The 24810-nt window shown below is 70.3% G+C and carries 24 protein-coding genes; 17 read left to right on the top strand and 7 right to left on the bottom strand.

The window, feature by feature from the left end:
• Positions 1 to 177: 177 nt before the first annotated feature.
• The 4 genes from PZE19_RS24960 (at position 178) to PZE19_RS24945 (ending at position 5501) form a co-directional block, all read left to right on the top strand.
• Positions 178 to 762, top strand: coding sequence for a biliverdin-producing heme oxygenase (locus PZE19_RS24960; protein WP_277863322.1), 585 nt, complete (start codon positions 178 to 180; stop codon positions 760 to 762).
• 226 nt (positions 763 to 988) lie between these two features.
• Complete coding sequence (gene glgP, locus PZE19_RS24955; protein ID WP_277863321.1) at positions 989 to 3121, top strand: alpha-glucan family phosphorylase; 2133 nt, start codon at positions 989 to 991, stop codon at positions 3119 to 3121.
• 115 nt (positions 3122 to 3236) lie between these two features.
• On the top strand, positions 3237 to 5015 hold the full coding sequence (locus PZE19_RS24950; RefSeq protein ID WP_277863320.1) for a serine/threonine-protein kinase: 1779 nt from the start codon (positions 3237 to 3239) through the stop codon (positions 5013 to 5015).
• Between the two features lie 207 nt (positions 5016 to 5222).
• Positions 5223 to 5501, top strand: coding sequence for a type II toxin-antitoxin system Phd/YefM family antitoxin (locus tag PZE19_RS24945; protein ID WP_277863319.1), 279 nt, complete (start codon positions 5223 to 5225; stop codon positions 5499 to 5501).
• A gap of 86 nt (positions 5502 to 5587) precedes the next feature.
• On the opposite strand, the gene PZE19_RS24940 is transcribed toward PZE19_RS24945, so the two are convergent.
• A complete protein-coding gene (locus PZE19_RS24940) occupies positions 5588 to 6457 on the bottom strand; it encodes an ABC transporter permease (RefSeq protein WP_277863318.1) in 870 nt (289 codons plus the stop codon).
• 163 nt (positions 6458 to 6620) lie between these two features.
• Between PZE19_RS24940 and PZE19_RS24935 the strand changes: the two genes are divergently transcribed.
• Positions 6621 to 6929, top strand: a complete 309-nt coding sequence (locus tag PZE19_RS24935; RefSeq protein ID WP_277863317.1) for a hypothetical protein — start codon at positions 6621 to 6623, stop codon at positions 6927 to 6929.
• A 26-nt stretch (positions 6930 to 6955) separates the two neighbouring features.
• Here the strand turns inward: PZE19_RS24935 and PZE19_RS24930 are convergent, their stop codons facing one another.
• The 3 genes from PZE19_RS24930 to PZE19_RS24920 are packed head-to-tail and all read right to left on the bottom strand — an operon-like array spanning position 6956 to position 9933.
• Positions 6956 to 7906 (bottom strand): ABC transporter ATP-binding protein, encoded by a 951-nt coding sequence (locus tag PZE19_RS24930; RefSeq protein ID WP_277863316.1) that lies wholly within the window; start codon positions 7904 to 7906, stop codon positions 6956 to 6958.
• 18 nt (positions 7907 to 7924) lie between these two features.
• A complete protein-coding gene (locus PZE19_RS24925; protein WP_277863315.1) occupies positions 7925 to 9022 on the bottom strand; it encodes an ABC transporter permease in 1098 nt (365 codons plus the stop codon).
• A complete protein-coding gene (locus PZE19_RS24920) occupies positions 9022 to 9933 on the bottom strand; it encodes an ABC transporter ATP-binding protein (RefSeq protein ID WP_277863314.1) in 912 nt (303 codons plus the stop codon). The genes PZE19_RS24925 and PZE19_RS24920 overlap by 1 nt, the downstream gene beginning before the upstream one ends.
• 376 nt (positions 9934 to 10309) lie before the next feature.
• Between PZE19_RS24920 and PZE19_RS24915 the strand changes: the two genes are divergently transcribed.
• On the top strand, positions 10310 to 10861 hold the full coding sequence (locus tag PZE19_RS24915) for a hypothetical protein (protein WP_277863313.1): 552 nt from the start codon (positions 10310 to 10312) through the stop codon (positions 10859 to 10861).
• A 411-nt stretch (positions 10862 to 11272) separates the two neighbouring features.
• Here PZE19_RS24915 and ychF read toward each other — a convergent pair whose 3' ends face one another.
• On the bottom strand, positions 11273 to 12361 hold the full coding sequence (ychF, locus tag PZE19_RS24910) for a redox-regulated ATPase YchF (RefSeq protein WP_277863312.1): 1089 nt from the start codon (positions 12359 to 12361) through the stop codon (positions 11273 to 11275).
• A gap of 215 nt (positions 12362 to 12576) precedes the next feature.
• On the opposite strand from ychF, the gene PZE19_RS24905 reads away from it, so the two are divergent.
• From PZE19_RS24905 to PZE19_RS24895, 3 genes are all read left to right on the top strand, one after another.
• Positions 12577 to 13407 (top strand): hypothetical protein, encoded by an 831-nt coding sequence (locus PZE19_RS24905; protein WP_277863311.1) that lies wholly within the window; start codon positions 12577 to 12579, stop codon positions 13405 to 13407.
• 139 nt (positions 13408 to 13546) lie between these two features.
• Positions 13547 to 14215 carry a metallophosphoesterase family protein gene (locus tag PZE19_RS24900; RefSeq protein ID WP_277863310.1) on the top strand — a complete coding sequence of 223 codons (669 nt, stop codon included), beginning with the start codon at positions 13547 to 13549 and terminating at the stop codon, positions 14213 to 14215.
• 108 nt (positions 14216 to 14323) lie between these two features.
• The gene (locus PZE19_RS24895) at positions 14324 to 15382 is read left to right on the top strand and encodes an NAD(P)-dependent alcohol dehydrogenase (RefSeq protein WP_277863309.1); all 1059 of its coding nucleotides are present in this window, start codon (positions 14324 to 14326) and stop codon (positions 15380 to 15382) included.
• Here PZE19_RS24895 and PZE19_RS24890 read toward each other — a convergent pair.
• Positions 15348 to 16298, bottom strand: a complete 951-nt coding sequence (locus PZE19_RS24890; protein ID WP_277863308.1) for a LysR family transcriptional regulator — start codon at positions 16296 to 16298, stop codon at positions 15348 to 15350. The genes PZE19_RS24895 and PZE19_RS24890 overlap by 35 nt on opposite strands.
• A gap of 222 nt (positions 16299 to 16520) precedes the next feature.
• On the opposite strand from PZE19_RS24890, the gene PZE19_RS24885 reads away from it, so the two are divergent.
• From PZE19_RS24885 to PZE19_RS24850, 8 genes are all read left to right on the top strand, one after another.
• On the top strand, positions 16521 to 17048 hold the full coding sequence (locus PZE19_RS24885; protein ID WP_277863307.1) for a peroxiredoxin: 528 nt from the start codon (positions 16521 to 16523) through the stop codon (positions 17046 to 17048).
• A gap of 78 nt (positions 17049 to 17126) precedes the next feature.
• Positions 17127 to 17666, top strand: a complete 540-nt coding sequence (locus PZE19_RS24880) for a carboxymuconolactone decarboxylase family protein (protein ID WP_277863306.1) — start codon at positions 17127 to 17129, stop codon at positions 17664 to 17666.
• A gap of 137 nt (positions 17667 to 17803) precedes the next feature.
• Positions 17804 to 18334 (top strand): GNAT family N-acetyltransferase, encoded by a 531-nt coding sequence (locus tag PZE19_RS24875; protein WP_277863305.1) that lies wholly within the window; start codon positions 17804 to 17806, stop codon positions 18332 to 18334.
• A 204-nt stretch (positions 18335 to 18538) separates the two neighbouring features.
• Positions 18539 to 19807: a M16 family metallopeptidase gene (locus PZE19_RS24870; protein ID WP_277863304.1), complete on the top strand. Its 1269-nt coding sequence runs from the start codon at positions 18539 to 18541 to the stop codon at positions 19805 to 19807.
• A gap of 25 nt (positions 19808 to 19832) precedes the next feature.
• Positions 19833 to 21071 (top strand): M16 family metallopeptidase, encoded by a 1239-nt coding sequence (locus PZE19_RS24865; RefSeq protein WP_277863303.1) that lies wholly within the window; start codon positions 19833 to 19835, stop codon positions 21069 to 21071.
• Positions 21072 to 21232: 161 nt separating this feature from the next.
• Complete coding sequence (locus PZE19_RS24860) at positions 21233 to 21658, top strand: hypothetical protein (RefSeq protein ID WP_277863302.1); 426 nt, start codon at positions 21233 to 21235, stop codon at positions 21656 to 21658.
• A 16-nt stretch (positions 21659 to 21674) separates the two neighbouring features.
• Positions 21675 to 22598 carry a cobalamin-binding protein gene (locus PZE19_RS24855; protein ID WP_277863301.1) on the top strand — a complete coding sequence of 308 codons (924 nt, stop codon included), beginning with the start codon at positions 21675 to 21677 and terminating at the stop codon, positions 22596 to 22598.
• 50 nt (positions 22599 to 22648) lie between these two features.
• Entirely contained in the window at positions 22649 to 23080 is a 432-nt protein-coding gene (locus tag PZE19_RS24850; RefSeq protein WP_277863300.1) for a hypothetical protein, read from the top strand.
• 93 nt (positions 23081 to 23173) lie between these two features.
• Here the strand turns inward: PZE19_RS24850 and PZE19_RS24845 are convergent, their stop codons facing one another.
• Positions 23174 to 24676 (bottom strand): hypothetical protein, encoded by a 1503-nt coding sequence (locus tag PZE19_RS24845; RefSeq protein ID WP_277863299.1) that lies wholly within the window; start codon positions 24674 to 24676, stop codon positions 23174 to 23176.
• Positions 24677 to 24810: the final 134 nt, after the last annotated feature.

Genomic DNA, 24810 nt, shown 5'->3' with positions numbered 1-24810 from the left:
AACCGGCGGGACGTCGCGATCGGCAATCGCTCGGCGACATTCCGCACTTCCCGTGCCAACCCCGCCAAGGCTTCGTCCTGCAATCTTAACTCGAAAAACAGCAATCACATGCGACTCGACGCGGGCGGCCGCGTCGAGGGTCCGAGGCTCGCATGTTCCCAGCGAGAGGGAAGCGCCATGATGATGTCCCGCCTCAAGGAGCTGACCCGTCCCCACCATGACGCCGTCGAGTTGCGGATGGGGTCGTACGGCCCCACCGAGTCGATCGAGGGCTATACGCGCGTCCTCCGTCGCTTCCTCGGCTTCCACCGGCCGGTCGAGGAGGCCTTCGCCGCGCTCGCCGGCTGGGACGCGATCGGGATCGACCCCGCCGAGCGCTCGAGGACCGCGCTCCTGGAGGCCGACCTGCGGGCGCTGGGGTTGTCCGACGCCGAGGTGGCCGCGGTGCCCCGTTGCCCGGCGCCGCCGCCGCTCGCCAGCCTGCCCGAGGCCCTGGGGGCGATGTACGTTTTGGAGGGCTCGACGCTGGGGGGCCAGTACATCCGCAAGCGCGTCGAGTCGACGCTGGGGCTCGCGCCGGGCCGCGGCTGCTCGTACTACGCGAGCTACGGCGACCGCGTCGGCCCGATGTGGAAGGCGTTCGCCGCGGCCGTCGACGGCTACGCCACGACCGAGGACGTGCAGGCGACGATCGCCCGCTCGGCCTCGGCCACGTTCGACGCCGTCAACGACTGGTTCGCCGGCGACGAGGCCGACGCGTGAGCGCGCGCGGCGAAAGTCCGGGCCCCGTCCGCGCATGCATCGCGAACGCGTCCTAGAGTCCAGAGGCGGCGGCCGATCGTAGGGCCTTGAGCGAAGGCCCACGTCGACGCCATACTGTTGTCTCTCCCGGCCGGGCCTCATCTGGCTTCGGCCGCCTTGAGCCCTCGCGCGGCGTGATCAACGGAGATCGGCCGGCCGGCAACAACGAACCGCCACAGGGGAAAGCATGGTCGGTCAAAGCAACATCCTCGACAAGCTCAAGGAGCTCGCCCGCAACCTCTGGTGGTGCTGGCAGGCCAACGTGATCGACCTGTTCCGCGAGCTCGACCCGACCCTCTGGCGCGACGTCGACCACAACCCGGTCGAGTTCCTCCAGCGTCTGCCGGCCGACCAGCTCGAGCGCCGGGCCGCCGAGATGGCCCTGGACTCGCGGATCGACTACGCCTTCCGGCGGCTCTCCGAGTACCTCAAGTCCGCCGACTCGTGGGGCGCGATCCACGCCACGATCCTGCGGGCCCGGCCGGTCGCCTACTTCTCGGCCGAGTTCGGCCTGCACGAGAGCCTGCCGATCTATTCCGGCGGCCTCGGCGTCCTGGCGGGCGACCACCTCAAGAGCGCCAGCGACCTGGGCATCCCGCTGATCGGCGTGGGGCTGCTGTACAACCAGGGCTACTTCCGCCAGTCGCTCAACGCCGACGGCTGGCAGCAGGAGAGCTACCTCAACACCGACACCGAGAAGCTGCCGATCGAGCCGGTCCTCGCGGCCGACGGCACCTCGCTCATGATCGCCGTCGAGACCGCGACCGGCACGCTCCACGCGCGACTCTGGCGGGTCGAGGTCGGCCGCACGCTGCTCTTGCTGCTCGACTCGAACGTCGCCGAGAACAACGAGAACGACCGCCAGCTCACCGCCCGGCTCTACGGCGGCGACGCCCGCACCCGCATCCGCCAGGAGCTGCTCCTGGGCGTCGGCGGCGTCCGCGCGATCCGCGCCCTGGGGATCCGGCCCTCGGTCCTCCACCTCAACGAGGGCCACAGCGCCTTCGCCACGCTCGAGAAGATCCGCGAGCTGATGGAGGAGACCGGCCTGCCGTTCGGCGAGGTCCAGCGCGACGTCGCGCAGATGACGGTCTTCACCACCCACACCCCGGTCGCCGCCGGCCACGACCGCTTCCCGGCGCAGCTCGTCGAGGAGCACCTGGGCAAGATCCGCGAGGCCCTGAACCTCTCGTACGACGACTTCATGGGGCTGGGCCGGGTCTACCCCCACGACCTCAACGAGCTGTTCTGCATGACCGTGCTGGCGCTCAAGCTGTCGCGGTACGCCAACGGCGTCAGCGCGCTGCACGGCGTGGTCTCGCGGCGGATGTGGCACCCGCTGTACGCCAACGTCCCCGAAGAGCAGGTGCCGATCGGCCACATCACCAACGGCGTCCACGTCCAGACCTGGGTGGCGCCGCAGATGTCCATGCTGTTCAACCGCCACCTCGGCGTCGACTGGCCCAAGCGCCAGCGCTACGCCGACACCTGGAGCGCGATCGACAAGGTCGACGACGCCGAGCTGTGGGAGACGCAGCAGGTCCTCAAGGCCCGCCTGATCAACTTCGTGCGGGCGCGGCTGGCCGCCCAGGCGAAGAAGCGGGACGAGCCCGATTCGCACTTCCAGCGGTTCGCGACCGTCCTCGACCCCAACACGCTGACGATCGGCTTCGCCCGGCGGTTCGCGACCTACAAGCGCGCCGGCCTGGTGCTGCAGGACATCGACCGCATGGTCGACATCATCAAGAACGCCCAGCGGCCGATCCAGTTCGTCTTCGCCGGCAAGGCCCACCCCGAGGACCGGATGGGCAAGGAGCTGATCCAGTACATCGTCAAGAACGCCTGGGACGACCGCTTCCGCAGCAACATCGTGTTCGTCGAGGACTACGACATGAACGTCGCCCGCCACCTGGTGCAGGGGGTCGACGTCTGGCTGAACAACCCCCGGCGGCCCCAGGAGGCCAGCGGGACCTCGGGCGAGAAGGCCGTGCTCAACGGGGCGCTCAACTTCTCGATCCTCGACGGCTGGTGGGCCGAGGCGTATGATGGCACCAACGGCTTCGCGATCGGCGCCGGGACGACGCACGCGTCGATCCAGGTCCAGGACGAGCGCGACCACGCCTCGCTGATCGACGTGCTGACGAACCAGGTCGTGCCGATCTTCTACGACCGCGACGCCGACGGCCTGCCGCGGAAGTGGATCGCCCGCCAGAAGGACGCCTTCCGCACCCTGGCCTGGAAGTTCAACGCCGATCGCATGGTCATGGACTACGTGCAGCGCAGCTACCTGCCGGCGGCCGGCGGCCGCTCTTGCCAGTAGAAGGCCCGCCCGGCGGCGGGCCCGAACACGTGCCGAGGGGGCCGGGGCCCGCGCCGCGGCCCCCTCGCCCCCTCTCGTCCCAGCCGCCGCGCGTCGGCGAGGGTGGATCGGCCACATGAGTCAGGGCTTCATCGGCGAACAACTCGGCTCGTTCCGCCTCGAAGAGGTGCTCGGTTCGGGCGCCATGGGCATCGTCTTCAAGGCGACCCACGAGACGACCGGCCGCAAGGCGGCCGTCAAGATCGTCCAGGGCGAGGTCGCCGAGAACGCCAAGCTGCTCCAGCGGTTCAGCCGCGAAGCCGAGATCATCAAGCAGTTCCGCCACCCCAACATCGTCCGCTGGCTCGCCACCGGCCGGTTCCGCGGGACGTACTACTTCGCCATGGAGTACGTCGAGGGCCCCACCCTCGACAAGGTCCTGCAGGACCGCGGCGAGCTCCCCTGGCGCGAGGCCGTCGACCTGGGGATCCAGATCTGCGACGCCCTCCACTACGCCCACCAGCAGGGGGTGGTGCACCGCGACCTCAAGCCGTCGAACCTGATGGTCACGCCCGAAGGCCGCATCAAGCTGACCGACTTCGGCATCGCCAAGGACCTCGACCGCACGGCGCTCACGGCCCCCGGGCGGACCCTGGGCACGGCCGCCTACATGGCCCCCGAGCAGATCCGCGGCACCCCGGCGGTCAGCCACAAGACCGACCTCTACGCCCTGGGCGCGCTCCTCTACCAGATGCTCGTCAACCAGCCGCCGTTCAGCGGGGCCTCGGCCGTCGTCCTGATGCACTGCCACATCAACGAGCCCGCCCCGCGCCCCGGCGCCAAGGTCCAGGAGATCCCCAAGGTCCTCGACGACCTGGTCGTCGCCCTGATGGCCAAGAGCCCGACCGAACGCCCCTGGGACGCCGAGGCCGTCGCCGTGATCCTCCGGGAGCTGCGCGACAAGGCCGACAAGAACCTGCCCGTGGCGATGGTCTGGCCCGGGGCCGGCACCGACGCCGCCAACCCCACCCGCGCCGGGGCGGGCGCGGGGCCGGCGAAGCCCAAGCCGGCCGGCAAGAAGAAGGGGAAGACCTCGGGGACCGTCAAGGCCCCGGCCGCCGGCGGCGAGGGCGACGGCCCGTTCAGCCGCGAACGCCTGGAGATCGGCGGCCTCGTCCTGGGCCTGCTCGCGATCGGCGGCTTCATCGCCTACTGGGTCTGGCCGCCGGGCCAGGAATACCTCTACAAGCACGCCGTCCCGCTCATGGAGTCGACCCGGCGGGCCGACTGGATCACCGCCCGCGACGAGTACATCGACCCGCTCGACTCGCGCTTCCCCGACCACCCGTACAGGGAGCGGACGAAGGCCTGGCGCGACCAGATCGAGCTGGACGAGGCCGAGGGCCGGGCGAAGATGCTGGCGAGCCCGACGCCGACCCCGTTCTCGCAGCCCCAGACCAACGGCGAGCGCCAGTTCGCCGCGTTCTACAACCTGGCCGCGCGGGCCGAGGCCGAGGGCGACGAGGTCGCCGCCGAGCGTTACTGGCGCGAGATGATCGGCACGATCGCCGAGGACGACCCCGACGACCGCCGCTGGGCCCTCCTGGCCCGGAAGCGGGCCGACGAGCTGGAGAAGCGGATCCAGGACCGCCGCGCGTTCGTCGAGGATCAGGTCGGCCGGGCCGTCGTCGCGATCCAGTCCGGCCGACCCAAAGAGGCGCTCGCCATCCAGGCGATGCTCCGCGAGAAGTACGGCCGGTTCACCGACCTCGCCGACGTCTTCGCGCCGGTCGGCATGCCCGAGCCCCGGCCCGCGCCCGAAGCCGCGCCGCCGACCGCCCCGGAGCCGAAGCCCGAAGCCCCCGCCCCGGCCCCGGCGCCGGACGCCGGCAAGGCCGCGGCCCGTCCCGAGTGACGGCCGACGCGGGACCTTTGTTGGAGACTCCTCCAACGAATCGGCCCGCGACGACGTAGGAACGAGCGGGCCCCGATTGACGGCCCCCCCTTCGATCCGATATCTTAACTAGACCTTTCGTCCACGATCCGAGGCGGCTCCCGTCCGTCCGCCTCACTGATCTTCAATCCGTTAGCAACTGGGCCGCCCACGGCCCCGAGGATGCTGATGCCTCCGTCTCGTGTTCGCTTCGTTGGCAGCCGCGAACTCCACCGCGACCTCCCGAAAGTGCTCGAAAGCCTGGAAAACCCCGATTGCCGCTACGTCCTGACCATCCACAGCAAGCCCAAGGCGGTCATGATCGGGGCCGAGGCCTTCCTGAGCCTCCTCCGGGGCGCGACGCCGGAAGATCGGCTGCTGGCGCTCCAGCTCGGGGCGCTGGTCCAGGGACTCGAATCCTCCGGGGTCGACGCCGAAGAGCCGGAAGGCGACCTGGTCGCCGTGTGATGTTGAAGTGACGTTAGCCGTGCCGTCCGCCGGCCCTCGCCCAGCGTCCTCCTCCCAATCGCGGGAGGAGGCGGGACGCGGGGCCGTCAGCTCCCTTCGGGGGTCTTCACGCGGAATTCACGCGTGCTGAAGATCCAGGCCCCCAGGGCCAGGAAGAGCCCCGCCGCGCCCAGCAGGGACGCGAGCGAGGTCGCGACGCTCGGCGCCAGCGCCAGGTCGATCGACCAGGGCGAGCCGTCCAGCCCCAGCAGCCGCACGGCCAGGACCCGGACGTGGTACAGGATCGTCCCGTTCCGAACGAGGAACGGGATCCTCGACACCACCCCCTCGAAGATCAGGATGTAGGCTACGCCGATCACCAGCACCCGGCGCGTCAGCAGCCCCAGGAAGCTGAAGATCGTGACGTAGGCCGCCAGGGCCAGGGCCGACAGCCCCGCCACCACGCCGGACTCCGTCAGCAGGGAGGCGGCGTCGGTCTCCGGCGTCCCCGAGCGCACCGCGACGATCGCGGCCGCCGTGAAGACGCCGGCCAGCGCCGAGGTGACGAGCGTCGCCCCGAGGACCTTCACCAGGTAGATCGCCCATCGCGGGATCGGCCGGATCAGGAAGTACGTCAGGGTCTGCTCCTCCACGTCGTCCTGCACCAGGCTCGACGCGAACAGCAGCGCCGCCAGCGGCAGGATCGCCTGGGGGATTAGGCCGAAGATCAGGGCCCGCTCGCTGTCCGCCGGGTCGTATGGGTCCTGATGGCGACGCACGAGCAACGCGATCGCGATCGGCGCGGCGAACAGCACGACGAAGGTCCAGATCCGCTTGCCGCGCATCTGGCGGGCGACCGTGATCCGCAGCACGGTCGCCAGGGCCCCGAGCGACGGCCGGTTCGCGATGGCGACCGGCTCGGCCCAGGGGGCCGGCGCGGCGGGGACGGGTTTGGAGGTCGCGACGTCGGCGCTCATGGATTCTCCGGAAACCTGCACTCGGGTCGTCGTTCCTGGCCGCAAAATGGACGCAGATCGTTGCCAATCAGGGAACGAGATGCGACGAATACGTCGTCGCCGCCTCGTCGTACATCCCGCAGGGTCCCCGAGGGACGTTCACCCTCTCACGAAAGTCGAAGCCATGGACGCAGACCGAATCCGTCAGGTCGAGTCGGCGGGAGGCGGCGCCAAGCCTCGACCGTCGGCCCGGTTTCGCAGCATCGGCTGGTTGATGGCGGTGGTCGTGATCGCCGCCCTCCTCGTCGCCCGACTCAAGCACTCGAACATCCGAGAAACCGTCTTCGGCTTGATCATTCCGGCGATCGTCTGGTCCGTGGTCTGGATCATCGGCGTCTTCCGGGCCTGGCTCCGCAACAGGCCTATCTCCGAAGCGCCGATCGACGGCGTCGTTTTGGAAGCGACCCTCCCCCATTTCCTCCAGCGCCGGTGAAGGGCTCGTAGCGGCGGACGCGAGACTCACGGATTCACCAGGTACTTGAAGACGGATTCCAGGTTGTCGTCGTCGGAGTAGATCTCCTCGATGGGGGCGTCGGCCTCGCGGGCGAGCTGGGGCAGGCGCTGGTAGAAGCGGTCGGGCGCGCGGGTCTCGACGACGATGGAGCGTTCGTCGCGGGGCAGCTCGACCCCCTCGACGTCGTCCCAGCGCACGAGCTTGGCGGCCAGCGCCCGGCGGTCGGGCCCTTTGAGGACGATCCGGTGGGGGTGGGCGTCGATCAGGTCGCGGATCTGGCGGACGTCGCCGAACGCGACGAGCCGGCCCCGGTTCATCAGCACGATCTGCGACGTCAGCGTCTGGACCTCGTACAAGACGTGGCTGGAGACCAGGATCGTCCGCCCCTGCTTGGCGAGGCCCGCGACCAGCTCCATCAGCTCGTGCCGCGCCACGGGGTCGGTGCCCGTCAGGGGCTCGTCGAGGAACAGGACCTGGGGGTCGTGGATGAGCGCCTGGGCGAGCTTCGTGCGCTGCCGCATGCCCTTGGAATAGCCCCGGACCGGGCGGTCGGCGGCGGCCGTCATCTTGACCTGTTCGAGGACCCGGTCGGCCGCCTGACGCGCGGCCTTGCGGCCCAGGCCGGCGAGCGAGCCGCAGGCGCGGAGGAAGCCGCGGCCGGTCATCCACTCGAACATCGCGTCCTGCTCGGGGCAGAGGCCGATGTAGCGGTTGAGCCCGGCGTTGCTCCAGGGCCGGACGCCCAGCACCCGGACCTCCCCCTGGCTGGGGCGGAGCTGGCCGGTCGCCAGTTGCAGCAGCGTGCTCTTCCCCGCGCCGTTGGGGCCGAGCAGCCCCGTCACGCCGGGGCCGATCCGCAGCGAAAGGTTGTTCACCCCGATCACCTGGCCGTACCACTTCGAGGTCGATCGGAACTCGACCACCGCCGGCTTTTCGGGCGCCTCCGTCGGGCTCATCGCGGGTCGTCTCCCTCTTTACTTCAGTCGATCGAGCGAGCGGACCCGCGTGGACAGGACGACCACCGACGCCACGCCCAGGCCCGCCAGCACGGCGGCCGACCATCTCCAGTCGGGGCGTCGCGATTTCGAATCGTTCTCAAGGCCCGGCGGCGTCGGCGCGTCGGGCGGGGGCGGTGGTGGATCGATCCGCGGCCGGCGGGGGCCGAATGGGAAGGGGAACATCCGGGGACGTCCCCGCGAGCCGCCCCCGGGGCCGTTGAGAACGGCGTCCTGGCCGGCCCGGAACAGCCCGGTCAGGCGGGTCCATTCGGCGTCGGTGTCGAAGAGGGCGTCGCCCACCGAGACGAGGTCGGCCGAGTACGACGCCAGCGGGGCCCACTCGCTTCCGACGGCCGACCGCAGCGCGTCGGACGCGGCGCCGCCGAGCATCCAGACGCCGACCCACATCGCCGTCACGTATCGGGAGTTCCGCGAGAGCGACGAGAAGGCCAGCATCAGCAGGCCCGTCGAGGCCGTCACGATCAGGCTGATCGCCACCGACGCCGCCAGCACCCGCCAGGTGTCGCGGAGCATCGCCGGGTCGAGGCTGAAGGCCAGCCCGATCAGGTACGCCAGCACCGCCGGGACCAGCGTCACCGCCAGCAGGAACGCGGCGATCACGCCGAACTTCCCCAGGAAGTAGTCGACCCGCCGCAGCGGCCGCGAGAGGTACAGCGGCAGCGCGTTGAACCGCAGGTCCTGGCTGATCAGGTCCGGGCCCACGATCATCACCAGCAGGAAGCTGAAGAAGAGCTGGACCTGGAAGAACTGGGCGTAGGCGAGCGTCCAGAACGTCGTGCGGAACGCCTTCGGCCCGGCCTTGATCTCCTCGGGAAGGCCCTGGAAGAGGAAGAGGATCGGCGTCAGGATCGCCGACTTCTGCTCGAACAGCCCCCAGAGGATCAGGAAGGCCGCCAGCACCAGCGCGGGGGCGAGGGCCCCGACCAGCGTCGTGATCAGCCAGCGGTTCTTGAGCTGGGCCCGGACCCCCTGGCGCGTGATCGTCAGCCAGCGCAAGGCGTGGCCGGCGAGCCGGCCGTCCCAGTGCTGGTAGCCTTGATCCAGGATCGGCATCAGCTCGCCCCCCCGACGGCCTGCATGAAGACCTCTTCCAGCGTGCTCCGGCGCGGCCGCAGCAGGCGGATCTGCTCGGAGGCCTCCTCGGCCGCCTCCCAGAGCGTCGCCACCCCCGCGCCTTCCGGCAGGGCGACCCGCAGGTGGCCGTCGACCGCCTCGGCCCTCACGCCGCGGCCGGCCAGCAGGCCGGCGAACCGGTCGTGGTCGCCGCGGACCCGCAGTTCGTACTCGTTGGTGTGGGGCTTCTTCAACTCTTCGAGCCGGCCCTCGGCCAGGAGCTTGCCCCGGCCGATGACGACGATGTACTCGCAGACCGCCTCGACGTCCGGCAGCAGGTGGCTGCAGACGAGCAGGTTCATCCCCTTGGACCGCGAGAGGTCGCGGCAGAGGGCGAGGATCTCCTCGCGGCCGGCCGGGTCCATGCCGTTGGTCGGCTCGTCGAGGATCAGGAGCTTCGGGTCGTGGACGATCCCCGAGGCGATCTTGAGCCGCTGCTTCATCCCGGTCGAGTACGACTCGACGCGGCGGTAGCGGGCCTCGCCCAGGCCGACGTAGTCGAGGACCTCGTGCGAGCGGCGGATCGCGTCGCGCGGCGACATCCCGACCAGCTCGCCCGCGTAGCCGACGAACTGCACGCCCGTGACGGCGGGGAAGAGGCACTCGTCCTCGGGCACGAAGCCGATCGCCTGGCGGATCTCCAGGGCCTGATGGGCGATGTCCATGCCCAGCACGCGGCCCCGGCCCGAGTCGACCCGCACGAGCCCCAGCAGGCTGCGGATCATCGTCGTCTTGCCCGCCCCGTTGGGCCCGAGCAGCCCCACGGCCCCCTCGGGGAGCGAGAGCGTGAGCCCCGCCAGCGCCGTCACCGCCCCGTACGTCTTGGTCAGGTCTTCCAGCTCGATCAGCATTGACCACCGATGTCGAGGCCGCGTCGTCTCCCGCCACTCCAGGCCTTCGCCCCGCCCGCCCGAATATTGTGCGGCCCCCGCCCCAGGTCTGCAATCGCTCGGCGGCCCGGCGGCGGCATTACCGGCCGGCGCGCCATCTTAATCTGTCATCGGACGTACCGAGCCGGGCTGGACGATGAGGCCCTGGATCGAGCGCGGCTTCCGGCGAAGCCGAATGCCCGCTCCAGCGAAAACCGCCCTCCTCGACGACGCCGAGCCTCATCAGCATGAGGACGGTCAGCGTCGATCAGGGAGGCCGAATTTGATAGGATCGGCGCTCGGCTCAGCAGGCCGACGTGTCGCGGTTGGAGCTCTACGGCGGAGAGGCGGGTCCACTTTGGCGACGCAACGGATCACGATCGCGAAAGTCGGCGGCATCGCGGCGGACGTGATCTTACGGCGTCTGCAGGGGTGGGCTGCTGCACGCCAAACCGCTGAGCCCGAAGAATGGTCCAACGATCAGTGGCCTTCGAGCGTCCGCGTCCAGGTGGACGCCTTCGCCGACCGGCTGCGTGCCAACTCGCTCTTTCCACCGGTCGTCCATTTCATCGAGTGGTCGGACCTCTGGTCCATGGGCGATCTGTTCGGCCGATGGCTCACACCTCCCGGCGGCCCGCCGCCGTTCGTCATCCACGCCGACCGCTTCGAACTCTACGGTTATTCCCTGCCCGATGGCGGCCGTCTGGGTCGTCACCTGACGGCCGCCGGCCCGCAGCAATTCGACGAGTACGATCAGTTCGTCGACCGGCTTCATGAGGCCCTGACAGCCTCGCAGGAATTGACCGAGCAGGCTGTAATCATCGTACTCCGAGAGGTCGTCGGCAGCCTCCAGACGGACGACGATCTCCTAGCCTCCCTGTCCATCGTGCCGGCTTGGCTCGTGGAATAGGCCGGCTGATAGGCCCTGACGAGCCCACGCCCCAGCATCCCCCGGGCGGATCCTTCTTCTCCCACGAGGGGAGAAGGACGAAGTCGTCGGATTCCTCGTACGCAAGTCGCAAACGTGAGCATGCTCTCTTGGGGGCCGTCGCGCGCCGAGGGGGCCTTCGCCGTGCGGCCGACGTCCCTCGCCCGCGGAGGCCACGAAAACGATGATGCGATTTGAACGATCGAACCCAATCGGCGTCTGGCCGGTCCGGGCGCAAGTTTCGGAAATATAAGGTGTTCCGACGACGGTTCGCCCGCCCGACTGGCGGCCGACGAACCCAACCGGACCCGATCGAAGCCGGCCTCCGCGCAGGCTCGCGGGGCGGGGCCGCCGGCCGGCGTCCCTCGCCCCGGGTCCGTTATCAAGGTCGGATCAATTGAACAGGAAGTGGCAGATGTCGCCGTCCTGCATGACGTAGGCCTTGCCCTCGACGCGGAGCTTGCCGGCGGCGCGGATCTCCTTCTCGGACTTGTAGGTCTCCAGGTCGTCGAGGGTGTAGACCTCGGCCCGGATGAAGCCCTTCTCGAAGTCGGTGTGGATCACGCCGGCCCCCTGGGGGGCGGTGGCGCCGATGGGGATGGTCCAGGCGCGGACCTCCTTCTCGCCGGCGGTGAAGTAGCTCTGGAGGCCCAGGATCCGGTAGGCCTCGCGCGCCAGGACGGCCAGGGCGGGCTCGTCGAGGCCGGAGGAGTGGAGCATCTCCAGGCGGTCGGCCTCGTCCAGCTCGGCGATCTCGGCCTCGAGCTTGGCGCAGACCGCCACGACCCCCGCGCCGATCTCCTTGGCCCGGGCGCGGACCTTCTGCGCCAGCGGGCCCTCGCCGTGCAGGTCGTTCTCGTCGACGTTGGCGACGTAGAGGATCGGCTTGGCGGTCATGAGGCCGAAGCTGGAGATCGCCTCGGCCTCGGGCGGATCGAGCGTCAGGGTCCGCAGCGGCTGGTCCTTGCCCAGGTGTTCGAGGCTCTTCTTGATCGCCTCGACGCGGAGCTTGGCCTCCTTGTCGCCGCTCTTGGCCGTGCGCTCGGCCTTGGGCAGGGCGTTCTCCAGGGTCTGGAGGTCGGCCAGCATCAGCTCGATCTCGACGGTCTCGACGTCCGACATCGGGTCGACCACGCCGGCGACGTGGACGACGTCGGGATCCTCGAAGCAGCGGACGACCTGGAGGATCGCCTCGACCTCGCGGATGTGGCTGAGGAACTTGTTGCCCAGGCCCTCGCCCTCGCTGGCGCCCTTGACGATCCCGGCGATGTCCAACAGGCGGAGCGCCGCGGGGACGAGCTTCTTGGGGACGATGTAGCGGCTGATCCGCTCCAGCCGGCCGTCGGGGACGCTGACGACGCCCTCGTTCGGCTCGATGGTGCAGAAGGGGTAATTCGCGCTCTGGGCCGCCTTGGAGCTGGTCAGCGCGTTGAAAAGCGTACTCTTGCCCACGTTCGGCAGACCGACGATTCCAGCCCTCATAGCGACGCGACGCCCTTATCTCTGGGGACGAACCGGGACGGCCCGACGGCCGATCGAAGCGGATCATCGTACCCGCCCCGGGGTCGCGACGTCTTCCCTGATTTCGCGAGGCCGCCCGAAGCGACGGGCCGGGCCGAGTTCCCCCCGGGCCGGCGGGTGAGTTACATTCGAAGCGAGGGCGGCGACGCGCCGCCCAGGATCCCGAGGGACCGGCCATGCGATCGATGATCTTCCTGCTCGCCGTCCTGGCCTCGTCGGGGGCCGCCGCGGCCGTCGCGGAGGGCGAGGCCCCGATCACGGGCCAGGGCCTCGACCGCCTGGCCGCCGCGGCCGGGATCGAGGTCGTCGGCCGGACCGCCGACCTCCGCGTCGAGACCCCGTTCGGGCCGATCACGGCCCGGCCGAGCGGCGACGCGACGGCCCGGTTCGCCGCGCTCTTCGCCGAGGAGTTCGCCGTCTATCCGCCGGCCCTCGTGCGGCGGTCGAGGCTCAAGCGGGTCGTCCTCGGGTCCGGCCTGGCGTTCGACGGCCAGCTCCGCGGGGCGATCCCCGACTTCTGGCACGACGCCCTCTACCTGGACGTCGCCCGGGGCGACTACAGCCCGACGTATCAGCGCACGGCGATCCACCACGAGTTCTTCCACCTGGTCGACTACCGCGACGACGGCGAGGTCTACCGCGACGACGCCTGGGCCGCCCTCAACCCGCCCGGGTTCCGCTACGGGCCCGGCGGGAAGGACGTGCAGGGCGACGCCCTCGGCTCGCTCTTCACCGACAAGCACCCCGGGTTCCTCACGACCTACGCCACGGCCGGCGTCGAGGAGGACAAGGCCGAGGTCTTCGCCCGCCTGCTCGTCGCCCCCCGCGAGGTCGCCCGCCGCGCCGGGCTCGATCCGATCCTGGCCCGGAAGGTCGCCCGCATGAAGGCGCGGCTCAAGGAATTCGAGCCCGCCGTCGACGACGCCTTCTGGAGCCGCGTCGAGGCCCGTCCGACCAGGCCGGACGGGCCGCCCGCCCGGCCCCCCGGACGCGACGCCTCGCGGTGACCATGGTCGCGGCCGAGCCTCCCCCGCGGTCGGGTCGCCGGGGCCTCCGGCGGCGACGCGACGTGGTCCCGCCGGGGGGCCCCGCCTCGGCCGCAATCTCGAAACGCCGTTCGAGACGGACGACGAGGAAGGCGACGACATGAGGATCTGCTGCACCGCCGACCTGCACGGCCACCTCCCCGTCATCCCCGACTGCGACCTCCTCCTGCTCGCCGGCGACCTCGTGCCGCTGCGGGCCCACCGGCCGGAACGGGGCCGCCGCTGGCTCGACGCGAGCTTCCGGGCCTGGCTGGAGGGGCTGCCGGCGAAGACGACCGTCGTGGGGGTGGCGGGCAACCACGATTTCGTCTTCCAGGAGGGCGCGGCGACCTTCGACGTCCCCCTGCGCTGGACGTATCTGCAAGACTCGGGGACGACCTGCGGCGGGCTCGCGATCTGGGGCTCGCCGTGGCAGCCGACGTTCTTCGACTGGGCGTTCAACCTCGACGAGGAGGACCTGGCCGCGAAGTGGGACCTGATCCCCGGAGGGACCGACGTGCTCCTCCTGCACGGCCCGCCGTTCGGCCACGGCGACCCCACGCCGCGGGGACCCGTCGGGTCGCCGAGCCTCTTGCGGCGGATCGAGTCGGTGCGGCCCCGCCTGGCCGTCGCGGGCCACATCCATTCGGGCTACGGCGTCTACCGGATCGGCCCGACGACGTTCGCGAACGCCTCGTACCTGGGCGAGGATTATCGGCCCGCGAATCGGCCGATCGTGCTCGAGCTGACCGACGAGGGCCTCGCCGTCGTCGACGTCGGGTCGCTTTGACTCGGGGCCGCGGGCTCTTACAATGCGGTCTGAAACGGGCTCCCGCAGCCCGCAGCCCCGCGCGTCCCATCGCGACGGGGCGTCGCCCTCCGGCCCAGGATCCCCCGAATGAGCACCAAAGCCTTCGCCACGCGCTCCGCCGATTCCCCCCTCTCGCCCTTCTCGCTGAACCGTCGCGACCCCCTGCCGACCGACGTCGTCATCGACATCCTCTACTGCGGCGTATGCCACTCCGACCTGCACCAGGTCCGCAACGAGTGGGGCAACACGGTCTACCCGTGCGTGCCGGGCCACGAGATCCTGGGCCGGGTCGCGAAGGTCGGCTCGGCGGTGAAGAAGTTCAAGGAGGGGGACCTGGCCGCCGTCGGCTGCATGGTCGACTCGTGCCGCACCTGCCCGAGCTGCCGGGCGGGGTTCGAGCAATACTGCGACGTCGGCGGGACGATCTTCACCTACAACAGCCCCGACGAGCACCTCGGCAGCATCACCTACGGCGGCTATTCCGAGAACGTCGTCGTCGACGAGGCGTTCGTCCTGAAGATCTCCGACAAGGTGAAGGACCTGGCCGCGACCGCCCCCCTGCTCTGCGCGGGGATCACGACGTATTCGCCCTTGCGGCACTGGAAGGTCGGACCCGGCCAGAAGGTGGGCGTCGTCGGCCTGGGCGGGCTCGGCCACATGGGGGTGAAGCTCGCGCACGCCTTCGGGGCGCACGTCGTCCTGTTCACGACCTCGCCCGAGAAGGCCGAGGACGCCAAACGCTTCGGAGCGGCCGAGGTGGTCGTCTCGAAGGACCCCGACGCGATGGCCGCGCAGGCGCGCAGCTTCGACTTCATCCTCGACTGCGTCTCGGCCCAGCACGACATCAACGCCTACCTGCAGCTCCTGAAGCTCGACGGCACCCTGACCCTCGTCGGCGCCCCGGAGCACCCCCTGCCCGTCGCGGCGTTCAACCTGATCCTGCCCCGCCGCAACTTCGCCGGCTCGGCCATCGGCGGCATCCCCGAGACCCAGGAGATGCTCGACTTCTGCGCGGATCGCGGCATCACCTGCGACGTCGAACTCATCGAGATCCAGGACGTCGAGTCCGCCTACGACCGCCTGCTCAAGGGGGACGTGCGGTATCGGTTCGTCATCGACATGGCGTCGCTGAAGGGCTCGGCCTGAGCCCGTCGCCGGCCGCGACCGCGCCGCCCGAGCGGCGGTTTCGGTCGCGGCCGTGCTTCACCGTCTCCAGGAAGCTGAGCATCAGCCGCGACTGGTAGCGGTCGGGGTTCCAGCAGGCGGTGACGGTGCGGAACGGCTTCTCGCCGTCGAGCGAGCGGTAGCGAAGGCGGGCGTCGGGGTCGGGGCGGACGGCCATCTCGGGGATGAGCGAGATCCCGAAGCCCTGCGCCACCAGCTCCTGGACCGTCGCGAGCTGGCTGACGCGGCCCGTCGTCACGGGCTGGAAGAGGCGGCGGCGGCAGAACCCCCGGATGTCGTCCGACAGGCAATGCGCCTCGTCCAAAAGGACGAACGGCAGGTCGCGGAGGTCGTCCAGCTCGACCCGCCCGCGGCCGACGAGCGGGTGGTCGGCCGCCGTCACCAGCAGCAGCTCCTCCTCGAACAGGGTCTCGAACCGCAGATACCCGCGCGAGGCCGGCAGCGCCAAAACGCCGACGTCGATCTCCCCCAGGGCGCAGCGCCTGAGGATGACGTCGGTCACCTCCTCGTTCACTTCGAGCCTCGCCTGGGGATGGCCGCCGTGGAAGGCGTCGAGCAGGCCCGGCATCAGGTAGGGGGCGATCGTCGGGATCGCCGAGACCACGATCTTGCCCGTCTCGCCGTCGTCGCGGAGCAGCCGCGCCGTGTCGTCCACGAGCGAGACGATCTGCAAGGCCCGCCGCCGCAACATCTCGCCCGCCTCGGTCAGGGCCACCTGCCTCCCCTGGCGTTCGAACAGGGGCCGCCCCAGCGTCGTCTCCAGCTTCGCGACCTGCTGGCTGATCGCCGGCTGGCTCACCCCGCAGTCGCGCGCGGCCTTCGTGAAACTCGCCTGCTCGGCGACTTTCAGGAACATCCGGAGCTGCTGGATTTCCATAATCAATCCTTATGGCGTCTATAGCGATTCGACTTATTGAATTATAGGGCGGAACCCTTAACATGACGAGTAGGCCGGACGGACGAGCCGGCGGCCGCCGAGGACGCTCTCGGCCCGCAGTCGCTGATTCGTCGCCGAATTTCGGCCTCGAAACCCCGCTCCCGAAGCCCGTCCCCGCCAGCGGGACGCCCGAAATCCCACCCCTTTTGGAGACCCCTCGAAATGTTGACCGTCGGCGACAAGTTCCCGGAATTCACGGTGAAGGCGAGCCTGGGCAGCGGACCGGAGGCCCTGCTGACGCTCAGCAGCGAGCAGTTCCAGGGCAAGTGGGTGGTCTACTTCTTCTACCCCAAGGATTTCACGTTCGTCTGCCCGACCGAGCTGGTCGAGTTCAGCCGCCGGCTCGAGGACTTCAAGGACCGCGACGCCGAGGTGGTGGGCGGCAGCACCGACAACGAGTTCTCGCACCTGGCCTGGTGCAAGGACCACGACGACCTGCACGACCTGGGCTACCCGCTGATCGCCGCGCAGAAGCTCGCGCCGGCGCTGGGGATCTGCGACCCGGTCGAGGGCTACGCCAACCGCGCGACGTTCCTGGTCGACCCCAACGGCGTCATCCAGTGGGCGGCGGCCTACAACGGCAACGTCGGCCGCAACGTCGACGAGGTCATCCGCGTGCTGGACGCCGTGCAGTCCGACGAGCTCTGCCCCTGCAACTGGAAGAAGGGCGAGGCCACCATCCAGGCCTGACCCCCGCCGCGAAGCCTCGCCGGCGGGGCCGGAACCCGCCCCGCCGGCCGCCCTCCCCCATCGGAGCATCGAACCGACATGCGATCCCTCGACGATTTGAAGTCCCTGCTCGGCGACGACACCAAGGACCTGAGGCTGAACCTGGGGAACGTGCTGGACTCCGGCGACCTGCTGCCCGTCGAGCGCTGGGCCGTGGCGCTGGCGTCGGCGTACTTCCTGCGGGCCGGCGAGCTGGTCGAGGCCCTGACGACCGCCGGGGCCGACCACCTGACGCCCGCGGCGATCGCCGACGCCCGCGCCTCGGCCGCGATCATGGGGATGAACACGGTCTACTACCGCTTCCGCCACATGATCGGCAAGCCCAGCTACTCGCAGCGCCAGGCCGGCCTGCGGATGAGCCGGATGGGCAAGCCGGCGACGACCAAGGGCCTGTTCGAGCTGGCCTCGATGGCCTGCGCCGTGCTGGCCGGCTGCGAGATGTGCATCAAGGCCCACGAGCAGAGCCTGCTCGCCGAGGGCTACACCGAGGACCGCGTCCACCAGGCGGTCCGGATCGCCGCGGTGGTCAACGGATTCCTGATCGCGACCGCCGCCGAGACGCCCGCGGCCGTCGGCTGACCGGAGTCTCGCGGCCGCCTCGCCGGCTTTGATTGACCGCCCCCGACGCGGCACCTAGAATGGCTCGTCGTGGGCGGCCGATTCGGGCCCGGGCGTCCGGGTCGCGTCGCGAGGGCCGGCGGATTCTCGGGCTTCACATGGCCATCACGTACTACAAACGCCTGCGCATGGAGATGGACCTCGACGGGTCGAACCTGTCGCCGCCGCTGCCCGGCCACTATTTCTGGTCGCCCTGGGACGAGGCCCTGCTGCCCGATCACGCCGAGGTGAAGTACCAGAGCTTCCGCGACGCGATCGACGCGGCGGTCTTCCCCTGCCTGGGCGACCGCCAGGGCTGCCTGCGGCTGATGCGCGAGATCCGCCGCAAGCCGGGCTTCCTGCCGGCGTCGACCTGGCTCATCGCCTGCCCCGACGGCTACGTGGGGACGATCCAGGGGGTCATCGACTACGGCCCCATCGGCGCGATCCAGAACGTCGGGGTGCTGCCGGCCTACCGCGGCCTGGGCCTGGGCCGGGCGCTGGTCAACCGCGCGCTCTGGGGCTTCCACCAGGCGGGCCTCCGCCGCGCGTACCTCGAGGTGACCGCCGAGAACCGCTCGGCCGTGCAGCTCTACCGCGCCCTGGGCTTCCGCAAGGCGAAGACCCTGTACAAGGCCGTGGACGGCTGAGGCCGTCGCGCGGGAGCATGCTTCCGCCTCGGGTCCAGTCCGGGTATCCTCGGAGAGGCCCATGCGAGGGGGCCCGGGGACGTCGTCGCCGCGCGGAGTCGCGTCGGGGGATCGGCCCCCGGCCGGGACATTCCAACATCAGGACGGAGCGACGCCCGGCGTCCGCAGGAGGCGGGGGGCGTCGTCCGGAATCGAGGGAACGCCGTGCCGGCGCCAACCGCGACGATCCAGCAGCACGAGTACCCCAACGGCCTGGTGCTCGTCGCCGAGGCGATGCCCGGCGTCCAGTCGGCCTCGTTCACCCTGCTCATCCCCGCCGGCGCGGCCTACGAGGCGGCCGAGGGGCTCGACTCCGGCGGCGGCGCGGCCAGCATGGCCTGCGAATGGCTGATGCGCGGCGCGGGCCCCCGCGACAGCCGCGAGCTGCTCAACGCGCTCGACAACCTGGGCGTCAGCCACTCCGAGAGCGCGCAGACGCTGCACACCAGCTACGCCGCGGCCACCCTGGGCGCCAACCTGATCCCCGCCCTGGAGATCATCGCCGACGTCGTGCAGCGGCCCCGGCTCGACGAGCAGGAGGTGGAGCCGATCCGCGCCCTCTGCCTGCAGAACCTGAGGAGCCTGGAGGACGACCCCGGCTCGAAGGTCATCTACGAGCTTCGCAAGCGGCACTTCCCCGAGCCCTGGGGCCGGCCCTCGCCGGGCTCGGCCGAGGACGTCGCCCGGATCACGCCGGCCAAGCTGCGGGCCTTCCACGAGGCCGCCTACCGGCCCAACGGCGCGATCCTGGGCGTCGCCGGCGCGATCGACTGGCCCCGCCTGCGCGACGCCGTCGACGGCCTGTTCGGCGGCTGGAAGTCGCGCCCCGAGCCCCGGCTCGTCGAGCGCCCGGCCGGCCCGCGGCTCGACCACATCACGCGCGAGACCCAGCAGATCCAGATCGCCATGGCCGCGCCCGCCGCGACCGTCGCCGGCGACGACTACTACCGCGCCCGGGCCGCCGTCGCCATCCTCGGCGGCTACTCGTCCGCCCGGCTCTTCACCGAGGTCCGCGAGAAGCGCGGGCTCTGCTACTCGGTCTACGCCAGCTACGAGGGCCAGCGCGAGCGGGGGGCCATGCTCAGCTACGCCGGCACCTCGACCGAGCGGGCCCAGGAGACCCTCGACGTCATGCTCGCCGAGTTCCGCCGCCTGGCGGTCGGGGGCGTCGACTTCGAGGAGCTGGAGACCATGCGCGCGGGCCTCAAGAGCTCGCTCATCATGGCCCAGGAGTCGAGCATGAGCCGGTCGAACGCCTTGGCCTCCGACTGGTACTTCCTCGGCCGGGTCCGCACGCTCGACGAGATCGCCCGCGAGCTCGACGCCCTGACCCCCGAGTCGGTCTCCGACTACGCCAGGACGCTCCTGAACCTCGAAGACCTGACCATCCTGACGCTCGGCCCGACCCCCCTGGACGTCAACATCCCGTCCTGAACGGGAGAGGCGGAGACCCGACCCGATGCGATTCCACCACACGACGCTCGACAACGGCCTGGAAGTCATCGCCGAGCTGAACGACGACGCGCACTCGATCGCCGCCGGGTTCTTCGTCAAGGCGGGCAGCCGCGACGAGACGCCCGAGCTGGCCGGCGTCTCGCACTTCCTGGAGCACATGACGTTCAAGGGGACCGCCCGCCGCGACGCCCTGACCGTCAACAAGGACTTCGACCGGGTCGGCGCCAAGCACAACGCGCAGACGTCCGAGGAAGACACCTTCTACCACTTCACCTGCCTGCCCGAGTACCTGCCCAGGGCCTTCGACGTCCTGGCCGACATCCTCCGCCCCACCCTCCGCGAGGACGACTTCGAGACCGAGAAGAAGGTCATCATCGAAGAGATCCGGATGTACCTCGACAACCCCATGTCGGTCGCCTACGAGGCCGCCAAGGCCGCCCACTTCGGCAAGCACCCGCTGGGGAACAGCATCCTCGGGACGGTCGACTCGATCACCGCGATGAAGGCCGAGGACATGCGGGCCTACTTCGCCAGCCGCTACAGCCCCGCCAACATCGTCCTGGGCTTCGCCGGCAAGGGCGACTGGGACCAGCTCGTCGGCCTGGCCGCCGACCACTGCCGGGCCTGGACCGGCGACCACCCCACCCGCCGCGCCGACCCCGTCCAGGGCTGCCGCGCGTTCGAGGCCATCCTCCGCGAGGAGGACCAGCAGCAGACGGTCGTCGGCGTCAGCGACGGGCCCCCGCTGGAGAGCGAGGATCGCTACGCCGCGCACCTGCTGGCGACGATCCTGGGCGACCACACCAGCTCGCAGCTCTACTGGGCCCTGATCGACCCCGGCTACGCCGACGGCGCCGAGATGAGCTACCAGGACTACAACCAGGCCGGCGGCTTCTACTCGTTCCTCTCGTGCGAGCCCGGGGACGTCCAGGCCAACCTCGCCCGGGTCGCCAAGGTCTACCGCGGCGTGATGGAGCAAGGCGTCACCGAGGCCGAGCTGAGCCAGGCCAAGAACAAGGTGCTCGCCCGCTCGGTCCTCCGCAGCGAGCGGCCCATGGGCCGGCTGGCCTCGCTGGGCTTCCACTGGGTCTACCGCCGCGCCTACCTGCCCGTCGAGCACGAGCTGGAGTCTTTCTCCAAGGTCTCGCTCGACCAGGTCCGCCGCCTCGTCCGCGAATGGCCCCTCTGGCCCATGACCATCGTCTCCGTCGGCCCCACCACGAAGGTCAAGCCGCCGAAGTGACGCCCGCCGACCGGGCGTGACGGTACGACCTCGCGACCAAGCTGAGTCTCGCGCCGTCACGGAGCCGGCCCGCGCCGTTTTCTAGACGACGAGACGGCCTCGAAGTCGCGGGGAGGAAACGGCCCGGGAGAGCACCACTTCGATCGAGGGAGGATGCGGCGATGGGCAAGTGCGACATCACCGGCGGGATCCTGAGCGCCGGACTGAACAAGCTCGCGGAGACCCAGGGGCTCCGGCCGATCCCCGCCGGCGCCGGCCTGGCGTACGACCTGAGCCCGGGGTTCGTCGTCAAGCAGGAGATCCGCAAGCTCTGCAAGCCCGAGACCGGCTCGCTCCTCAGGCTCGACCTGGATCAGCTCTCCAGGTTCACCCAGGCCTACCTGATGGACCGGATGGAGAGCATCGCCAGCGAGCAGCAGGACAAGGCCCTCAAAATCCCCGGCACGCGGCTTGAATCGCCGACGTTCCCGCTGGGCGTCGTCGGCCTGCCCGGCACGGGGACGGCCGTGATCTGGTACGACAAGGACGCCGAGGGGAAGACCAAGCTCAACGGCGTCTTGCTGAAGCTCACGTTCACGTTCAAATAGCCGAAGAAGACCAGCCATGCGGATCGTCAGCCTGCTCCCCTCGCTCACGGAACTCGTCTGCGCCCTGGGCCGTCGCGCGGACCTCGTGGGCGTGACCCACGAGTGCGACTTTCCCGAGGGCGTCGAGACGCTCCCCTGGCTGACGCGGAGCGCGATCCCGACCGACGCCTCGAGCGCCGCGATCGACGCGATGGTCGCGTCGCAACAGGGCGGCCTGTACACGCTCGACGAGGTTCGGCTCGCCGCCGCCGCCCCCGACCTGATCCTGACGCAGGAGCAATGCGACGTCTGCGCCGTCAACGAGGCCGTCGTCCGCCGATCCGCGGCGCGGCTGCCCGGAGATCCGCAGGTCGAGAGCGTCGACCCGCGGTCGCTCGCCGGGGTCTTCGCCATGTTCCGCCGGGTCGGCGAGCTGATCGACCGTCGCGAAGAGGCCGAGGCGCTCGTCGCCGGCTTCGAGGCGACGGCCCGGACGATCGCCGACCGACTCGGGCCGGACCGGCCGAAGCCTCGCGTCCTGCTGCTCGAATGGACCGACCCGCCGTTCAGTTCCGGCCACTGGAACCCCGAGATCGTGGCACTGGCGGGGGGCGTCGAGGTGATCGGCGCGGCCGGCGAAGCCTCGCGCCGGGTCGCCTGGGACGAGGTCGCCGCGGCCCGTCCCGACGTCGTCCTGCTCTCGCCCTGCGGGTTCCCGCTCGGCCGCGCCGAGCACGAGCTGATGGCCGTCGCCGACCGTCCCGAATGGCGGGGCCTGCCGGCGGTCCGCGAGGGCCGGGTCGCGGTGATCGACGGCTCGGCCTTCTTCTCGCGGCCGGGCCCCCGGCTGGAGACAAGCCTGCGGATCGCGGCGGCGGCGATCCATCCCGGGTCGTGCCTCGACCTGGCGCCCCCCGAGGGCGAGGGCTGGCGATTGCAGTCGCGAGCCGACCGGCCGTAGACTCGGTCCTTCGGAGACCCGTCGCCCCGCGTCCCGGAGGAGCCCGGAGCATGTGCTTCCCGCCTCGCGTCTCGATCGCGGCCGCGATCCTCGCCCTCCTCGCCCTCGGCGTCTCGGGGTGCTACACGCCCCCCGGCGAGTCGTTGGAGCGGACCTACAAGACGCCGCTCCCGAAGGGCGTTACGGTCCTGCATTACTACAGCGACTCCTACAAGGACCCCCAGTTCCTCTGGGTCCTGTCGCCCGCCGAGAAGCCCTTCCTCGACGCGCTCATCGCCAACGCCGGCCTCAAACCCGCCGCGAAGGGCGTGGAATTCGGACGAATCGCGGCCCCCGGCCCCTTCTCCTGGTGGGACCAGGAGGCGATCGAGAAGCTGCCCGAGCTGTACTATCGCGACCCCGACCCCAACGACGGCTCGTACTACCGGATCTGGGTCGATCGGAAGGCGAACCGGTTGTACATCCTGTTCATGAACACCTGAGATTCGCCCGCCCGGAATGCGAACCGCCCGCCGGGGACGCGAGGTCCACGGCGGGCGGTCGGCGATCGGTCGTTCAGCGATCGTCGATCGGGATCAAAGCCCGCTGAGGTCGGCGGCCGTGACGCGGACGCCCTTCTTCAGGCCCAGCTCCTTGACGACTTCCTCGGTCGCGGGGACGGTCATGCTCCGCCGCGGCGAGATGCTGATGCCGGACAGTTCCTTGGGCTGGTCGTCGCCCTTCTCGAGGCCCGCGATCGCCAGGCCGTTGAGGACCAGCGGCGAGGCGTTGTCGATGCGGACCTTGAAGGTCGGCTTGCCCTTCACCCGGTCGCCCTTGGAGAGCTGGGTGCGGACCAGGCGGTTGAGGACGCCGCCGGCCAGCTCGTCGGCGAACGCGGCGGAGTCGACCTTGCCGTCCTTCTCGGTGATCGGCAGGGTGAACTTGCCGAAGGGGACCCACGACTCGGCCGTGCTGTTGCTGGACGCGACCTGGACGGTCGCTTCCTTGCCCTCGATGCGGATGCGGCAGGCGACCGACGGGCCTTCGGGCTCGGTCGGCACGCCTTCGCGGGCCCAGAGGCCCAGGACCGGCTTGTCCTTGAGGACCTTGGTCACCTCGGCGGCGGTCGCCTCAGCCTCGGCGCCCTTGGCGTCGACCTGGAAGAGCAAAACGCCCGTCTCGTCGTCGCCCACGGTGTCGAGCTTGTCGACGAAGTTCTGGGCCAGGGTCAGCTCATAAGGGTTGCCCCACTTCTCGGCGAGCTGGGCGATCACGTCCCACTCCAGGCCCTGGGCCACCCGCCACATCACCATCTGGGTGATCGACTCGGGGGCCTTCTCGGCGGAGAGCCGCTTGAGGGCCTTCTGGACGCGGGCGTCGCCGTTGATCTGCGAGATGTCGCCGATCTCCAGCTTCTCGCCCTCGGCCGGCAGCCGGAGCGCGCCGTCGGCGTCGGGGCTGTTCAGGCTCACCAGGCGGGTCGGCAGCTTGCGGGTCTGGCCGGGCTTGAGCGAAGCGTACGGGAGGCCCGTCGGGGGGACGGACCGCATGCCGCCGCCCATGCCACCCATACCGCCGCCCATGCCACCCATACCGCCGCCCATGCCGCCGCCCATGCCACCCATGCCGCCCATCATACCGGTGGCCAGGCTTCGCTGATCCCAGCTGTCGTAGTCGCCGCAGAGCGACATGATGAGCCGAGCGAGCATCATCATGCCCATCATCGGGGGCATGGTGCCGCCGCCACGCATACCGCCGCCCATGCCGCCCATGCCGCCCATCTGGCCGGTGACGCCCTGAGCGACGAGGCCGGGCGGGAGGACGACGTTAAGCTGACGCTTGGACTTGTTGGTGACGGTCATGGTCATGCGGCCGTCGCCGCGGCCTTCGGCCTCGACGTCGACGAGGCCGTCGCGCATGGCCTCGAGCAGGTTCACGGCCGGAATTTCGGCCTCGGCCTTGGCCGGGGCGGAATCGGGGGTTGTCTGGGGTTTGGTCGGGGCCTTCGGGTCGTCGGCGGTCGCCGGGACGACCGACGACGACGCCAGGAGCAATCCCCCGGCGAGCAGACGTACGTGCAACCGAGATGTGGACATGGGAAACGCCCTTCCGTTCGAGTGGCCCGGGAGAGCCGCACGCCGCGGCCGTTCTCGCGATCGTGGTGGTCGAAGCGGGCCTCCGGGGGGGCGGGGCGTCGCTTCGCACGGTCGCGGACACGGCTCAGGTTGAT

It is taken from the genome of Paludisphaera mucosa (assembly GCF_029589435.1).
In the GTDB taxonomy this organism is placed as follows: domain Bacteria; phylum Planctomycetota; class Planctomycetia; order Isosphaerales; family Isosphaeraceae; genus Paludisphaera; species Paludisphaera mucosa.
Note: the sequence above shows the minus strand (reverse complement) of the source record. Positions and strands in the feature narration are given on the sequence as shown.

Bases quoted from the DNA above. Each gene is read 5' to 3' on its own strand.
- PZE19_RS24960 (WP_277863322.1), top strand. From the start codon at position 178: ATGATGATGTCCCGCCTCAAGGAGCTGACCCGTCCCCACCATGACGCC.
- glgP (WP_277863321.1), top strand. From the start codon at position 989: ATGGTCGGTCAAAGCAACATCCTCGACAAGCTCAAGGAGCTCGCCCGC.
- PZE19_RS24950 (WP_277863320.1), top strand. From the start codon at position 3,237: ATGAGTCAGGGCTTCATCGGCGAACAACTCGGCTCGTTCCGCCTCGAA.
- PZE19_RS24945 (WP_277863319.1), top strand. From the start codon at position 5,223: ATGCCTCCGTCTCGTGTTCGCTTCGTTGGCAGCCGCGAACTCCACCGC.
- PZE19_RS24940 (WP_277863318.1), bottom strand. From the start codon at position 6,457: ATGAGCGCCGACGTCGCGACCTCCAAACCCGTCCCCGCCGCGCCGGCC.
- PZE19_RS24935 (WP_277863317.1), top strand. From the start codon at position 6,621: ATGGACGCAGACCGAATCCGTCAGGTCGAGTCGGCGGGAGGCGGCGCC.
- PZE19_RS24930 (WP_277863316.1), bottom strand. From the start codon at position 7,906: ATGAGCCCGACGGAGGCGCCCGAAAAGCCGGCGGTGGTCGAGTTCCGA.
- PZE19_RS24925 (WP_277863315.1), bottom strand. From the start codon at position 9,022: ATGCCGATCCTGGATCAAGGCTACCAGCACTGGGACGGCCGGCTCGCC.
- PZE19_RS24920 (WP_277863314.1), bottom strand. From the start codon at position 9,933: ATGCTGATCGAGCTGGAAGACCTGACCAAGACGTACGGGGCGGTGACG.
- ychF (WP_277863312.1), bottom strand. From the start codon at position 12,361: ATGAGGGCTGGAATCGTCGGTCTGCCGAACGTGGGCAAGAGTACGCTT.
- PZE19_RS24905 (WP_277863311.1), top strand. From the start codon at position 12,577: ATGCGATCGATGATCTTCCTGCTCGCCGTCCTGGCCTCGTCGGGGGCC.
- PZE19_RS24900 (WP_277863310.1), top strand. From the start codon at position 13,547: ATGAGGATCTGCTGCACCGCCGACCTGCACGGCCACCTCCCCGTCATC.
- PZE19_RS24895 (WP_277863309.1), top strand. From the start codon at position 14,324: ATGAGCACCAAAGCCTTCGCCACGCGCTCCGCCGATTCCCCCCTCTCG.
- PZE19_RS24890 (WP_277863308.1), bottom strand. From the start codon at position 16,298: ATGGAAATCCAGCAGCTCCGGATGTTCCTGAAAGTCGCCGAGCAGGCG.
- PZE19_RS24885 (WP_277863307.1), top strand. From the start codon at position 16,521: ATGTTGACCGTCGGCGACAAGTTCCCGGAATTCACGGTGAAGGCGAGC.
- PZE19_RS24880 (WP_277863306.1), top strand. From the start codon at position 17,127: ATGCGATCCCTCGACGATTTGAAGTCCCTGCTCGGCGACGACACCAAG.
- PZE19_RS24875 (WP_277863305.1), top strand. From the start codon at position 17,804: ATGGCCATCACGTACTACAAACGCCTGCGCATGGAGATGGACCTCGAC.
- PZE19_RS24865 (WP_277863303.1), top strand. From the start codon at position 19,833: ATGCGATTCCACCACACGACGCTCGACAACGGCCTGGAAGTCATCGCC.
- PZE19_RS24860 (WP_277863302.1), top strand. From the start codon at position 21,233: ATGGGCAAGTGCGACATCACCGGCGGGATCCTGAGCGCCGGACTGAAC.
- PZE19_RS24855 (WP_277863301.1), top strand. From the start codon at position 21,675: ATGCGGATCGTCAGCCTGCTCCCCTCGCTCACGGAACTCGTCTGCGCC.
- PZE19_RS24850 (WP_277863300.1), top strand. From the start codon at position 22,649: ATGTGCTTCCCGCCTCGCGTCTCGATCGCGGCCGCGATCCTCGCCCTC.
- PZE19_RS24845 (WP_277863299.1), bottom strand. From the start codon at position 24,676: ATGTCCACATCTCGGTTGCACGTACGTCTGCTCGCCGGGGGATTGCTC.